The following is a 14,396-nucleotide window of genomic DNA, read 5'->3' on the forward strand; positions in this document are numbered from 1 at the left end:
GAGATTCTCCTTAGCGGTATCCTTACCCAACAATCGATGACACCATTATACTACTAGGCAAAGCCTAGACCTAAGCTACGCCCAATCAGCATTGAGCGCTGCAATGCACGGACCTGGGAGAATGTCGCGAACGTGGGAACATGTGTGCACACGAGCCGTCATGAGCCTCTGCGATTGGCATCCCCGCTGTGGAAAATTTTGCTCTCCCTCGCGTTGCTCCTAACCCCGCCCGCGCTGGCGGCCGGTTGCGCATCGAAGCAGACGACCACATTGGTCGTGTATGCCGCATCATCGCTCACGGCAGCATTTACGGCCATCGGTGCGGAATTCGAGGCGGGGCACGCCGACGTGAAGGTGGCATTCAACTTTGCCGGATCGCAGACACTTCGCACCCAAATCGAACACGGCGCCGCAGCCGATGTCTTTGCCTCCGCGGACACTGTACACATGGACCGTTTGCAGGATATGGGCCTTTTGGCCGAGGACCCCGTTATACTTGCGGAGAACCGTCTCATCGTGGCGCTTACCAGAGCGAACCCGGCGAATGTGACCGGATTGCGCGACCTTGCCCGTCCCGGTGTGCGCATCGTCCTGGCGCAGGAGAATGTGCCTGTGGGCCGATACACGCGCCAGGTGCTTGCCAACCTGAGCGCGGAAGCCGTCTACGGTAGCGCTTTTCAGGAAGCCGTACTCGCCAACGTCCGCTCGGAGGAACTCAACGTGCGGCAGGTTCTCGCGAAAGTGGTGCTCGGTGAAGCCGATGCGGGATTCGTGTACGCGAGCGACGTCACCGCGTCGACTGCCAACGTTGTGACCTTGGACATCCCCGATAACACCAACGTCAATGCGGTGTATCCGATTGCGCTCCTGGCGGCATCGGATGGAAAAGCGCTCGCGCGGCGTTTCATTGAGTTCGCGCGGTCGCCGCTGGCGCAGGACATCTTGCGGCAGGCGGGACTGCAACCGGTTGCGACGCAATGAGCCGCTCGCCATTACCGCCCTCACTTCCGCGCAAGCGGGAATCCGAAACCCCTCGCCCCACAGGGAGTGACACCGGCCTGCGTACGCTCTTTCTGGTGCCTACGCTTCTCTTCGCCATCTTCGTGGCGCTGCCCCTGTTCGCCTTAGCTGTGCGCGCCTTCATGACGGGAGATCTCTTCCTGCAGCTCACGCAGCCTATTGTGGCGAGCGCACTGCGGCTGAGCGCTGTGACGAGTCTGGCATCCCTCCTCACCATCGTGCTGGTCGGGACGCCAACCGCCTACTTGCTCGCGCGGAGTTCCTTTCCTGGCAAACGACTCCTGGATACATTCATAGACGTGCCGTTGGCGCTGCCGCCGGTGGTGGTGGGCGTTGCTCTCCTGCTGGTGTTCGGCCGCTTGGGAGTGGTGGGACAATGGCTTCACCCGCTCGGCGTTGACATTGCCTTTACGACGCTCGCGGTGGTTTTGGCACAAATCTTCGTGGCGGCGCCCTTTTATGTGCGCTCAGCCAAGATCGGCTTTGCTCGCGTTGACCCGGAGCTGGAGGAGATTGCTGTCACGCTGGGCGCATCAACCTGGCAGACGTTGCGCTACGTCACTGTGCCGCTGGCCTGGCCTGCCCTTGTCGGTGGCGCCGTGTTGAGTTGGGCGCGGGCGTTGGGTGAATTCGGCGCCACTATCATGTTCGCGGGAAACTTCACCGGACGCACCCAAACCATGCCCCTTGCGATCATGACAGCGTTGGAATCCGACCTGCAGACCGCCATCGTGCTGGCCACACTGCTGGTGATCGCCACATTCGTCGCTCTCTTCCTCTTCCGTTGGATCGGCCGGCGCTTTGGCGACGTGTGGTAAGCTCTGGGCGCAGCACACCTCCCTTAGCAGGAGACCCTTGCGAAATACCGTCATTCCGGCGAAAGCCGGAATCCAGGCGGGGCGGGGTAGCTTGGGATCGCTAGCCGTGAAGCCGTACATTGCCCCAATCTCAACCTCGCCCAATTAGGGGGAGAGAGTTTTGCAACAGTTTCCTCTCCAGGGAAAGGGCCGGGGTGAGAATGAGCCTGCAAGTACAGGCGCCATTGAGGGGAAGAGCCCCGGCATTCATTCAATCTCGGCAAGCCGCCACAGGTTGCAATCCTGCGCTACCGATCGGGAGTGAAGTGTTCAAGTGATTGCTGTCTACGATGGGTTGATAGCTGGCAGACATGCAGAGCGCATGAAGTAAGCGACTGCGAATGCACCGTGGGTGCAGAGAGGAAAGAATGATGGCTTCAAACGACGTCGCGATAACCTGGCTGGGGCATGCCGCGTTCAGCATCAGGACGCCGGAAGGGAAAGTCGTGCTCATCGACCCGTTCCTCTCCGGAAACCCTGTATGTCCGGCCAATCTCAAAGAGCCGCAGACTGTGGACGTGATTCTCATCACCCACGGTCACGGCGATCACTTAGGGGATGCAGTGCCCATAGCGCGTCGCGCTGAGCCAGAGGCTGTGGTCACGACGGCAGATATATCACATTGGCTGGGGCAGCAGGGCGTTGCCAATATTGTGGGAATGAACAAAGGCGGTACAATTCGCGTGGCTGATCTTGCCGTCATGATGGTGCACGCCGAACACACAAGCACCATCATGGATGGCGACACGCTGATACCGGCGGGGGAGAGCGTGGGCTATGTCATCACGTTCTCCAGTGGGTTGAAGCTCTATGTCGCCGGGGATACGGCGCTCTTTGGCGACATGGCGTTGATCGGACGCCGCTATCGTCCCGACGCGGCAATCCTGCCGATTGGCGACCACTTCACGATGGGACCCGACGATGCGGCAGAAGCCTGCCGCATGCTCGGCATAAAGCAGGTGATCCCGTGCCATTACGGCACATTTCCGCTGCTCACCGGCACGCCGGAGGCGTTCCGCGCGGCAGCCCGGGACATCAGCGGCTTGAAGATCAGCGAACTGCAGCCGGGCGAGACGATCTGCATATAGTGGATTTGGCCTCAAGCTCTGGAGACTGACTATTTCGGCTCTCTAACAGAAAGAGAGTATATGTGTCTGTCCGTGCATTGAGGAGAAATTAAGCCCTCATAGAAGGGTCTGATAAACAGCAACGTCATCCTAGCAGCAATTCGCAGGTTCCCGCGGGATGCTGTTCAAAACATCGCTGATTCTTGGGTTTCACGAATGCTTGTGGAATAGGCGAGCTAGCTCTCGATCTCGCCATTGATGAATTGTCTCGCGCACTGGTAATACCAGTTTGTCTTTGCCCGCGACTGATAGGGTATAAGCTCACAGCCAGGTGCGGATGGAGGCGGTGTTGAATTGTATCTCACGATCTTTCGACACTCGATAGATTGGGTGAGTTCAGCAAATACCCCTGTGTAATCCTTGCCTCCAAGAAACTCAATAGTTCCTTTGAATCCCTTTGGAATGTGGCATACGTCTCCAAAGGAGTCCCGCTGATCCCGCCGCTTCCACTTCTCAGCATGTCGGGAGAAGGTTATGTCGTATGAAGGTGTGAGATAGGCTGCATTAATCAAACCCCATCCACCGGAAAGGATAAATACGTGCTCTGGACCGAACGCATTCACCAATTCACGATAGATTGGATGGCTATAGAGCTCGTATGCTGGTAAAAGGCCAAATGGATTCCGGCCTGTTCTCCTATACTCCTGGTTATACTCCGATAACCGCTGCCTCCACGAGATCTTAGTATCGGAAATATCGTCTGGAAGCGCATATACACAATCTGCATCCTTTGCGTCGTCCGGCATTGTCTCAGGATGGGCTACGAACCTAACTGTTTTGCCGTTCGCCTGCCTCATGGTACCGGCATCATCTCTCTTGCTGGCAGCGCACACGATAACGACAACCATCGGCTCGTTAGCGCAAGCCGAATCATGATCTTGGGCAGGGGACTGCTCGCCGGCAAGAACTCTCAATGCTTCGTCCCTTAGTTTCCCAACCTGCTCCGCTTGCGGCTTTGCCGAGACCGCAAGCAGAAGTCGATGGGAAGAATCAAGTGCCCGAAAGGTGTCGTCATTTGAGAACGGTTGTTGATGCGCCCAGCGGTTTCGGATACCGCGCACCTCGCTCACCAAGCTCCGTTCATCGTGACCGAGAGTGTGGCGAAAAACATCATGCCACGATTCCCACATGATTCTAAGGAGAACCGCTATATCCAAACCGCAGAAGGGTCGCTGCCAATCAGCAATCCTAACATCAGGTACTTGCTGCAGCACCTGCCAGGTCTGTCCTCTGTAGTGTGCCGTAAACTCTCGTTCAACGAATGGCGATAGACCGACCTTCAACGCCTCCAGCGCTTTGCCAACCCGATCCTGATTAGTTAAGGACATTTCGCTGTCCCTTACTACAGGTCCAGGTAGTCCTTGAGCTTTTGGCTGCGGGCCGGGTGGCGCAATTTGCGCAGGGCTTTGGCCTCGATCTGGCGGATGCGTTCGCGGGTCACGCTGAACTCACGGCCCACCTCTTCCAGAGTGCGAGTGCGGCCGTCTTCCAGGCCGAAGCGCAGCCGCAGCACCTTGCGCTCGCGATCGGAGAGCGAGTTGAGCACGGCTTCCACCTGTTCCCGCAGCATCTGGTATGATGCCGCATCCGCCGGGGACATCGTCGTCTCGTCGGGGATGAATTCGCCTAGATGGCTGTCTTCCTCCTCGCCGATTGGTGTCTCCAAGCTCACGGGCTCCTGCGAGACTTTGATGATTTCGCGCACCTTCGTCTCCGGGATGCCCATCTCGCCGCCGATCTCTTGCGAAGTCGGTTCACGCCCCTTTTCTTGGACGAGGCGTCGAGAGATACGCACCAGCTTATTGATGGTCTCCACCATGTGTACGGGAATGCGGATCGTGCGCGCTTGGTCGGCAATCGAGCGTGTGATGGCTTGCCGAATCCACCAGGTGGCATAGGTGCTGAACTTGAAGCCCTTGCGGAAGTCGAATTTCTCCACCGCGCGAATGAGACCGATGTTGCCTTCTTGGATGAGGTCCAGCAGCGACATGCCGCGGCCCACGTATTTCTTTGCCATGCTGACTACAAGACGCAGGTTGGCCTCGGTCAAGCGTTTGCGCGCCTCTATGCCGATGACGACTTCGCGTTCCAGACGCTGAATTTCCTCGAGACTCCTACCGTCGCGGTTTTGCAGCTTATCCTCCGCGAAGAGTCTCCTTTCCATCTGCTTGGCCAGCATAACTTCCTGCGGGGCGGTAAGCAGCGGAACGCGTCCGATTTCACGCAAATAGGTCCGCACCGGGTCATCGAGCGTGCCGGGTTCTTCATCCGACTTTGCCGACTTGAGGGCTGCTCGTTCCAGGGCCACCATCTCAGGGATACTAGGGGTGGCTTCTTCTTCTTCGTCGTCACCGCGGATGTCTACTTCCTTAGCCGGCAGCACCTCCAGGCCGAGTTCGGAAAAGAGTGTGAAGAGCTCTTCCGCTTCATCGCTGTCGGCCTCAATATCCGGAAACGCCTCCAGCAACTCTTCCTGCGTCAGATGCCCGCGCCGCTTGCCGCGGTGGACGAGTTTGCGAATGTCCTCCTCGGTGATTTCAAGGTCGGTCGCTTCGGAGACGTCAGGCTGTGCCGTGGTAGCTTTGGCTGCATCCTTTGCTACCTTGTCCTCCACGGCGACTTTGTCTTGCACAACGGTATTGCTCGTATTCGCTGCCATATTTCCTCCTTCACAGGCATGCCTGTGCAATGTGTGCGGGCCCTCGTTGCTCTCAGTGCCTCGCCAGTTCGTGATGGCTAAGGCGTTCGCATGAAGCTTGTTTGCTTGAGCGCGCGGTTGACTTGGCGCAATTGCTCGCCGATCCGGAGTATCTCCTGCCGGACTTGCGAGCCGAGCGGTCTGTTCTCATCAGCAGGTTCATTTGCCAAGAGGAGCTGCAAGTCTTCATATTCCTCCTGTACATTCCGTTGCTTGAGCCGCAGGGCAGCGGCGACCACGGTGGGGCGCAGATAGTCTTCGTCGATGTGCGGCTCCGCACCCCGCTCCCGGCGCAACTGGTCGAGAAGCGCGTGCAGGGTTTCGTCCCCCGTGTCTTCCAGAGGGGCCGTCCCGTTTCCTTGCGCTGTCTTTATATGTTCATAGGCTTGCCGGTAGAGCGGTTGGTGAAAGTCCTCGGCATCGATTATCTCTGCCGCAAGTTCATGCGCTTGCGGATGCACGGAAAGCAAACCCACGAGATACTGCTCAAGCCTGTCTCCCGCTTGCTCCATGCCGTTATTGTTGGCCTGGCCCTCGCCATTCTGTCGTGAGAGGTCCGGTGACTGCCGTCTCCCTGTTCGCCGGGCGTGCATGAAGTTCATCAGGACTTCGCTTTGAATGCCCAGGTCAAGCACCTGTGCCAGTCGCTTGAGGTAGTGTTGCCGTGCCACGGGATCGCCAATGTCGGCGATGAGCGGGGCTAAGGCTTCTACGGCCCTGCGCTTGCCCTGCGTGCTGCTGAGGTCATGCTGCTGTGCAATGCGCCGAAACGCAAAGTCCACGAAGGGCACTGCCCTGTCAATACAAGCCTTCCAAGCATCGCTGTCCTCGCGCAGCAACGCATCCGGGTCTTTCCCTTCCGGCAGCACCGCAATGCGAATGTCCGCTTCCAGCGTGCTTTCCAATCGCATGACATCCCCAACAGTGACGCGCGTATCCACGCGATCGAATGCCCGGCGCGCTACCTCAAGTCCTCGCATGGTGGCGGCACTACCGGCGGCATCGGGATCGAGCGCCAGAACGAGGTTCGTGGTGAGGCTCTTGACGGCCCGGACGTGCTTTTCCGTTAGGGCGGTGCCCATGCTCGCGACGACGTTAGTCTCGCCGTGCTGGTGCGCCATCATCACATCTGTGTAGCCTTCCACGATGACGCATTGCTTCCGCTCGCGGATGGTCTGTTGGGCGAGGTCCAAGCCGTAGAGAAGCCCGCTCTTATCAAACAGCGGCGTCTGCGGCGTGTTGAGATATTTCGGCTGGATATCGGCGCTCAGCGTGCGCGCGCCGAACCCGCAGAAACGACCCCGCGCATCCCGGATGGGAAACATGATCCTGCTACGAAAGCGATCGTACGGCCCGCGATTGCCCTCCGTAAGCAGACCGACTGCCGTCAGGTCTTCCGGCGAGAAGCCAAGCTGCACCAGGTGCGAACGAACGGTATCGTACCGGCTGGGCGCATACCCCAACATAAACTGCGCGATAGTATCTTGTTCTATGCCGCGCTCCGCCAGGTAGTCGCGCGCGCGGGCCGCTTCCGGCGACTCCTTCAGCAAGCGATGGTAAAGTTGCGCCGCTTCCAGATTAATCTGGCCGAGCGTCTGGTTGCGGCTGCGTTGGCGTTCTTCCTGGCGCGAAAGTTTGATGCCGGCCTCGCGGGCGAGGGATTCTACCGCCTCCACGAAAGAGGCTTTCTCGCGCTCCATGACGAAGGAGATCACGTCGCCGCCACGGCCACAGCCAAAGCACCGCCACGTGCCGCGCTCCGGAAAGACGAAGAACGACGGCGTCTTTTCTTCATGGAAAGGGCAAAGTCCCTTAAGGTAGCGACCGCTCTGCTGCAGCCGGACCGCCGCGTTTACGACGTCCACCAAGGGGACTTGCGCTTTTACATCCTCAACCGGTAACGGCATTCGTTAGTCGTTACTTTCCTCCTCGTGCTCTTCCGGCCTCAGGATTGCGGCAAGGGCGATGTCGTCTCAACCCTGAGAAGAGAAAAACCCTTGCACTATCGTCCGCTTACGCCGCGAAACGTAGCAATACGCAAGTTCCGCGCGCCGGCCGGCGTATCCCAAACCACCCTTTTCGTGTCGCCGATCGCCTGGGCTGACAGTCACGTGCAAGAGGCATGTTGCATTCAGTATACCATACATCGTAGATAATTGGGAATGTCAAGAGGTTAATGTAGTCTCTTTTTGCGGCCCTTTCTGAATTAAGCAACATGGCTCGTCGATGTGTCACTTTGCATGGCGCTTGGAGCAGAGTCCGGCGCCCAGGTGGCTGATGCCTCGCGTAGAATCACGGTTCAGACTAGTTTCTCCTGTTGGCGTACGCTTATCTAAATGTACCGCGGCTATGATATGCTCACACTGAGCAGCGGCAGCGCAAGTCCACTTCGTACCGCCACGAGGCGCGCGGCGCCGGTTTGCAACGGGGCGACTCATGCTTACAGGAGTGTAGCGAAACAATGATTACGCTGGGTGTGATTGGTTGCGGCAACATGGCGCGAAACCACATGCAAAATGCGGTGGTCATGGATGGTGTCCGGCTGCACGGATATGCTGATGTTTTCCCGGATGCCGCCAAGGGGTTTCTCAATGAGTTTGGCGGCGCTTACGCTACGGCGGACGTAAACGAGGTGCTGGCAGACGACGCCATTGACGCCGTGCTCATTTCGACGCACCACGACACCCACGTGACCCTCGGTTTGGCCGCGGCGCAAGCGGGCAAGCACATCCTCATGGAAAAACCCATGTCCATGACGGTGCCGCAATGCGACGCGGTGGTGGAGGCCGTGGAAAAGGCCGGTGTCCGCCTGATGACCGGCTTCAAGCTGCGCTTCGCGCCGCTCATCCAAGAGACCAAACGGCTGGTGCCGGAACCGTTCCTGCTCGTGGGGCAGATGATGTGCAACCGCTGGCCCGATACGCTCTGGGCGGTCGATCCGGTTAAGGGCGGCGGCAACATCCTTTCTCAGGGCTGCCATACGTTCGACCTGGTCTGCTATCTGGCCGGTTCTGAGCCGGTGGAGGTCTTCGCCGTCGGCGGCAACTACACCCACGAGAACAAGACCTACCCCGACAACCTGGCCGGTGTCATTCGTTTCGCGAGTGGTGCGGCGGCGAGTGTCGTCCAAGGCGACGCGGCCGATTCGACTGCGGTCTCCAAGTTCTTCTTCGAGGTCTTCGACAACGGCACGAGCGTACAACTCTACGACCGCTTGCATCGCGCGACGGTTTCCGGCTCAAAAGTAGGGGACCCCGGCGAACGCCACGCCCCTGAGGATGCCGACCCGGAGGGACTGCAGCAAGAACTTACCGAATTCGTCCACGGCTTGCATACCGGCGAGCCCTGGCACATCGGCGCCGATCACCACGCGGGCAGACGCGCCACGGCCCTGGCGCATGCGTTCTTTCGGTCGATTGAGACCGGGCAGCCGCAGTCGCTTACGCTGTAAGCTCTGCGCCCGGAACCCGGGTGATGGACTGCGGCGACTGTAGTCTGAGGCAAGCATGTTACGTGCACAGCGATAGAAGTCTCCATAAAGCAGAGAGGTGAGAAGTCCATGCCGATTGATTTTCATCAACACATCATGGTGCCGACGGACTACGACGCCGGCAACCCGCGCATTGGCGAGCACGTGGTGGCGCACATCGAGGCTCACGGCGGCGGCAAGGCGGTGGTGCTGCCGCTGGCCAAGGGCAACAGCACGGCCATGGCCAAGGAGAAGTGGGGCGTGGAGCAGACGGCCATGCGCACCGACTACGCGCTGCAGGCCTACGATCGTTTTCCCGATACCATCATTCCCTTCTGCCACGTAGACCCCCTGCGGCCCGACGCTTTGGATGAAATCCGAAGGTTCCATGAACTGGGCTGTATGGGCTTTGGCGAACACAAGGTGCGGCTGCCGGTAGACCACCCGGACAGCCTGGACATCTACGAGCTTTGCGGCAAGCTGGGCTGGGTGGTGCTCCTCCACTTCGAGTACCGCAACTACAACTATAACTTCGAGGTCTTCGACCAGGTGCTGGAGTCGTTTCCCGATACGGTATTTGTAGCCCACGCTCAGGCGTGGTGGGCGAACGTGAGCGCCGAAGTGCCCCGCGACTGGCGCGCCGAGGGCTATACCAGCTATCCGCCGGGTCCCGTGGTGCGCGGCGGCCTGAGCGACCAATGGCTGTCCAAGTACCCGAACCTCTATGGGGACATGTCAGCCGGTTCCGGCCTCAATGCGATTTCCCGTGACCCGGAGTTCGGCGCAGAGTTCGTGAACCGCCACTGGAAGCAACTGCTCTGGGCCACGGACTGCCACTGCCTGGACGGCAAGGGCAACTGGGAAGGTATGGGTTCCCGACCTTGCTTCGCCTCGCAGACGCTGCCGCTGCTGAAAGAGTATTGCGACTCGGACGAGAAGTACCACGCGATCACGCAAGGCAACGCCGAGCGCGTGCTGGGACTCTAGGGGAAGCAACGCGAGTCTAAAAGACTTCGCCAGCACCCCATGCCCCGTTAAACTAATCGTGCGCCCCACTTGCCGGAGTCCGGGGCGAGATGGGCTCATTTGATCGGGGGTTCGCCCTGCGCCTCTAGTGAGATTCGCTGCCGAGGGTTCGCCTTGGGCAGATACGTAGTCATGTCCCGTTCGTGCTGAGCTTGTCGAAGTATGAACGGGACATGACTGCAACGAATACGTCCGATAACTAATCATGGTAAAGCTGGCGCACTGTCAGTACACCAGCCATAAGCCCATGTATACCAGCAGAGAAGACCGTTTCTTTCTGCCGCCGTCGCTGGAGCCTTTTACTTTTCTCGCACGACGGTGAAGTCAATCTCCAGCCGGATCTCGTCCACCACACTGACAACCACAGCCACGCGCGGCTTGGTCAAGCCGAATTGCTCAAAGGTAATCGTCGTCTTGGCGGTGCCTGTCGACTCGGGAGCGCCGGCTTGGATGACCGTCTCCCAGGTCACCTCGCTGGTCTGTTCCCGGATCGTGAAGTCGCCGACCATCTGCACCGTCACCTCGCCGGAGGTCGGCAGCGGCCACGGCAGTCCCTGAATCTCTCTCACGACGAACGTAGCATTGGGATACTGGTCCGTCTGCAGAGTGTTGCGCTTGACGTAGCTATCGCGCCGGCTGGAGTCACTGGTCAGACCGGCCAGGCCGACGACGATCTGCGATTCTTCACTCACCACGTTGCCTTCCGCATCCAGCACAATTGTGCCGGTAACGTCCATGGTCTCGCCGATGGCGTCATTGGGCGAGGTCAAATTGGCGAGCTGTTCCCTAATGAGATAGCGGACAGTGGAGCGCGCCGGATCGATCGTAAAGACTACATTGGCGGCAGCGCTACTATCCTTCTGCTCCGGCGCCGAGGTTGCCGCCGGCTCAGCCGTCGCAGCAGGAGCTTCAGTCGCGGGCGCTGCCGTAGGTTCCGGTTCTGCCGGATCGTCACCGCCGCATGCCGCAACACCGAAAATTAGAGCGACAATGAATATGAGTGCAAAGAATCTCCGCATGCTGCTTGGCTCCTTCTGCTCTTGGGTATTCCTGACTACATTATCCCCCTTCATTATATGCGGCGAGACTTAGGACTACCTGAGAAACAGGCCAATTCCTGGGTCAGATTCGTCACCTAAGCTTGTGCCGTGAAGCGCCCGGCGCAAGTGGAAATTGCAAGTGTGCATTGGTACGATAGGTCGTAGCACCCCGTGTAGAAGATAGCTTGAAACCGTCCACAGAATGAAGGAGCTTTGACCAGTGATGAGTCCAGCGAAATTGCGCGAACGCTTGCGCACCGTGATCCCGTTTCCCGTAACCCCATTTAATGATGATTACTCCCTCGACCTCGACGGCCTGCGCCGCAACGTAGACTTTCTGGCCCGCGAAGGCTCTCCCGCCGTCCTGGCGGCAGGCGGCACCGGCGAGTTCTTCTCGCTGACGTTCACTGAGTGGAAGGCTGTGGTTGCCGCCACCGTTGAAGCAGCCGACGGCCGCTGCCTCATGCTGGCGGGCGTTGGCGTGAATCCGGCAGTCAGCGCCGAGATGGCGCAGTTTGCCGAGAGCGTCGGCGTGGACGGACTGCTCATGATGCCGCCCCATTACGGCCAGGCCAGCGATGAAGGCTTCTACCAGTACTACAAGGCCATCGCGGACTCTACTAGCTTGGGCGTTTTCCCCTACGCGCGCGATCACGCGAAGCTCGGCCCGGAATTGGTCGACCGCCTGGCGGACGTGCCCAACATCGTGGCCTTCAAGGACGGCCAGGGCGACGTGCGCATGTTCCAGCGCATCCGCTCCTACGTGGGCGATAAGCTGCTCTGGCTGGCGGGCGTGGGCGACGACATGGTGCACGCGTACTTTGCCGCCGGCGCCGAGGGCTACACCTCCAGCAACGCCAACTACAATCCCAAGTCATCGATCGAGGCGCTGGAACTCGCGCGGGAAGGCCGGTTCAGCGAACTCCAGGCAAAGATCGAACGCGAGACGCTGCCCATCTACGACATACGCTATAAGGTGCGCGGCTACGAAGTCACGGTGATGAAAGAGGTGATGATGGCCATCGGCCTGGCCGGCGGCCCCGTCCGCCCGCCCCTCGCCGAGCTCTCACCGGACGACAAAGCCGCCGTGCACGCGGCGGTCGCCAAGATCGGTCTGTGGGAGTTAGTCAGCGCCTAGAGGCACGAGGCGGAAACGGATAGGCGAGAAAAGCAGGCTGCTTGCCTTGGGGTACAGCAGCCTGCTTTTTCATTGCTTCGTCTTAGTTTATTTGGATGACTGTTCATGATTACGAACTTTCACTGCAAATACGAGCTACCTACGCACTTGCGTATGAGCAATTCGGAAGCGGTTGACTTATATTGCACTGAGATTCCTGAATCAGATGATGGGTTTTGCATATTCCACAATCCTAGCCTGGAAAAAGATTGTGCAGCTTTCACCAATGGTATCCAATCAAAGCGCAATTCCAATTATAGGGGATATGTGTTTCCTTTAGGATTCCACACGGAGCTCTTGCAACTTAGTAAGGCAGACTTTAGGGGTGCCTGTTTCAAGGATCGTGCCAACTTTTCAGGCCAGTCTTTTACAGGATCCACGTGCTTCAGTGGCGTTACATTTGAAAGGAGCGCGAGTTTTGCGGGAGCGAGATTCAGTGGCGACGTAGAATTTGAAAATGGGACATTTCGTAGCGTAAGCTTCGCCGAAGGCATATTTGGTGGGAGGGCAAGCTTTAGGAATGCCAGGTTTCTAGAGTTAGACTTGAGCACGGCAAATCTTGATGAAACCTATCATGCTGGATACGGCGGCGGCGCGGTAGATTTCCACGATGCAAAATTTGAAGGATTCACAGACTTTAGAGATTCGGTATTTGGTGCAAAGTCCAGTTTTGCGAGTGCGAGCTTTGTTGAAGCCGTTGACTTCAGGAGAACCGAGTTTTGCAAAAACGCTGCAACCGACTTTTTCAATACTATCTTCAGTCAAAAATGCTCCTTCGTTGAACTACAAACCCACTCCAAGATTACCTTCACCGAATGTCTCTTTAAAGAAGATGCAGACTTTCGCAATGCTGCTCTTTACGGACCGACTACACTAGAACGCGTCACTTTTGGACGTTTGGCACGATTTGGTGGCTTACCTCCCCAGGACACCGAACTAGCACTATTAAATGTACGTTTCTGGGAAGTAGACATGGCGCTCGTAGCATTCCGTAATGCAGATCTACGGAATGTGTGCTTCTACCACTGCAAGAATCTGGATAGTTCAGAATTCTCTGCATGTATTTGGAATCAATCCTTTGGTCGCCAACACGTACTATACGACGAGCTAATGCTGCGTGGATCAAGACCGGAATGGGGCAGTGAGGAACTAGCCCAAGATTCGGAAGTGGAAAGGGAGCGGAATCAGACTAGAAATGACGAAAGATGGGAAAAGGTTGAAAACACGTATCGAGACTTGCGGAGAAATTTTGAGGACCGTAGAGACTTTGCCGATGCCAGTGAATTCTATGTGGGCGAAATGGAAGTGCGGCGGCTTGCGAAGCCAAGACATGAACGTGAGGTTCTTTCACTGGAAGCTCTCTATTTTCACCTATCTACGTACGGCGAAAACTGGTGGAAACCTCTCGTTTGGCTCTTTGTTCTTCTGCTGTTGAGTACCTCTGTGTATACCGGGTGGGGTCTCAGAGTTGACAATCCAGGGGCTGTTAGTGAAAACATCATTCGTATCTTCTGGCAGCCGGGAGTCGCATCCCCAACCAACGACCTAAAAATGTTTGTGTGGGCACTCCTGCACAGTTTGAGTGTGCTTTCTTTCCTGCGCATATCCGTGGCTGAGCCATTGCATTGGACCGGGCAATTCATGGCAATTATGCAACTACTGCTTAGCCCAATTCTCATCACCCTTAGCCTGCTTGCCATCCGACGCAAGCTCAAGCGCTAACTCGCGCTGAGAGACAGTCACGTTGCGTTCACCGTGCCTGCGATCAGCAGATGGTTGCCCGTTCATTGCGAGAGAAGGGCGTGATCCCGAATGGCCTGTCCAGCAATGTGGCTGTTTTCGATTCCCTCTTGATATATCAGTCAATCGTACCGTATTATTGGCGTGCCACAACTGTATTAATCTGCACAAACCCTGTCCATGTAGCCGCATGGATCGGGAGATGGGTCTGGTTCACCTGTCTCCCTGTGGGTTTGTGCTTA

Annotated in this window: 11 protein-coding genes; 7 read left to right on the forward strand and 4 right to left on the reverse strand. The window is 57.7% G+C overall.

Annotation, left to right across the window (positions count from 1 at the left end; translation table 11 throughout):
• The first annotated feature begins 174 nt into the window (after positions 1 to 174).
• The 3 genes from modA to OXE05_13020 all read left to right on the forward strand — a co-directional run bounded on the left by modA (position 175) and on the right by OXE05_13020 (position 2,965).
• A complete protein-coding gene (gene modA / locus OXE05_13010) occupies positions 175 to 981 on the forward strand; it encodes a molybdate ABC transporter substrate-binding protein (protein ID MCY4438241.1) in 807 nt (268 codons plus the stop codon).
• Positions 978 to 1,838 (forward strand): ABC transporter permease, encoded by an 861-nt coding sequence (locus tag OXE05_13015; GenBank protein ID MCY4438242.1) that lies wholly within the window; start codon positions 978 to 980, stop codon positions 1,836 to 1,838. The genes modA and OXE05_13015 overlap by 4 nt, the downstream gene beginning before the upstream one ends.
• Positions 1,839 to 2,248: 410 nt before the next feature.
• Positions 2,249 to 2,965 carry a metal-dependent hydrolase gene (locus OXE05_13020; GenBank protein MCY4438243.1) on the forward strand — a complete coding sequence of 239 codons (717 nt, stop codon included), beginning with the start codon at positions 2,249 to 2,251 and terminating at the stop codon, positions 2,963 to 2,965.
• 215 nt (positions 2,966 to 3,180) lie between these two features.
• On the opposite strand, the gene OXE05_13025 is transcribed toward OXE05_13020, so the two are convergent.
• The 3 genes from OXE05_13025 to dnaG form a co-directional block, all read right to left on the reverse strand.
• Complete coding sequence (locus tag OXE05_13025) at positions 3,181 to 4,332, reverse strand: Swt1 family HEPN domain-containing protein (protein MCY4438244.1); 1,152 nt, start codon at positions 4,330 to 4,332, stop codon at positions 3,181 to 3,183.
• A 14-nt stretch (positions 4,333 to 4,346) separates the two neighbouring features.
• On the reverse strand, positions 4,347 to 5,663 hold the full coding sequence (rpoD, locus tag OXE05_13030) for an RNA polymerase sigma factor RpoD (protein ID MCY4438245.1): 1,317 nt from the start codon (positions 5,661 to 5,663) through the stop codon (positions 4,347 to 4,349).
• Positions 5,664 to 5,740: 77 nt separating this feature from the next.
• A complete protein-coding gene (gene dnaG, locus OXE05_13035; protein MCY4438246.1) occupies positions 5,741 to 7,609 on the reverse strand; it encodes a DNA primase in 1,869 nt (622 codons plus the stop codon).
• 554 nt (positions 7,610 to 8,163) lie between these two features.
• On the opposite strand from dnaG, the gene OXE05_13040 reads away from it, so the two are divergent.
• Together OXE05_13040 and OXE05_13045 are read left to right on the forward strand one after the other, a co-directional pair.
• Positions 8,164 to 9,153, forward strand: a complete 990-nt coding sequence (locus OXE05_13040; GenBank protein MCY4438247.1) for a Gfo/Idh/MocA family oxidoreductase — start codon at positions 8,164 to 8,166, stop codon at positions 9,151 to 9,153.
• Between the two features lie 108 nt (positions 9,154 to 9,261).
• Entirely contained in the window at positions 9,262 to 10,158 is an 897-nt protein-coding gene (locus OXE05_13045; GenBank protein MCY4438248.1) for an amidohydrolase family protein, read from the forward strand.
• Positions 10,159 to 10,496: 338 nt separating this feature from the next.
• Here OXE05_13045 and OXE05_13050 read toward each other — a convergent pair whose 3' ends face one another.
• The gene (locus OXE05_13050; GenBank protein ID MCY4438249.1) at positions 10,497 to 11,216 is read right to left on the reverse strand and encodes a YceI family protein; all 720 of its coding nucleotides are present in this window, start codon (positions 11,214 to 11,216) and stop codon (positions 10,497 to 10,499) included.
• 244 nt (positions 11,217 to 11,460) lie between these two features.
• On the opposite strand from OXE05_13050, the gene OXE05_13055 reads away from it, so the two are divergent.
• The gene (locus OXE05_13055) at positions 11,461 to 12,375 is read left to right on the forward strand and encodes a dihydrodipicolinate synthase family protein (GenBank protein MCY4438250.1); all 915 of its coding nucleotides are present in this window, start codon (positions 11,461 to 11,463) and stop codon (positions 12,373 to 12,375) included.
• Between the two features lie 105 nt (positions 12,376 to 12,480).
• Positions 12,481 to 14,136 (forward strand): pentapeptide repeat-containing protein, encoded by a 1,656-nt coding sequence (locus OXE05_13060; GenBank protein ID MCY4438251.1) that lies wholly within the window; start codon positions 12,481 to 12,483, stop codon positions 14,134 to 14,136.
• The last annotated feature ends 260 nt before the right edge of the window (positions 14,137 to 14,396 follow it).

The organism is Chloroflexota bacterium, assembly GCA_026710945.1.
Classification (GTDB): Bacteria; Chloroflexota; UBA11872; order VXOZ01; family VXOZ01; genus VXOZ01.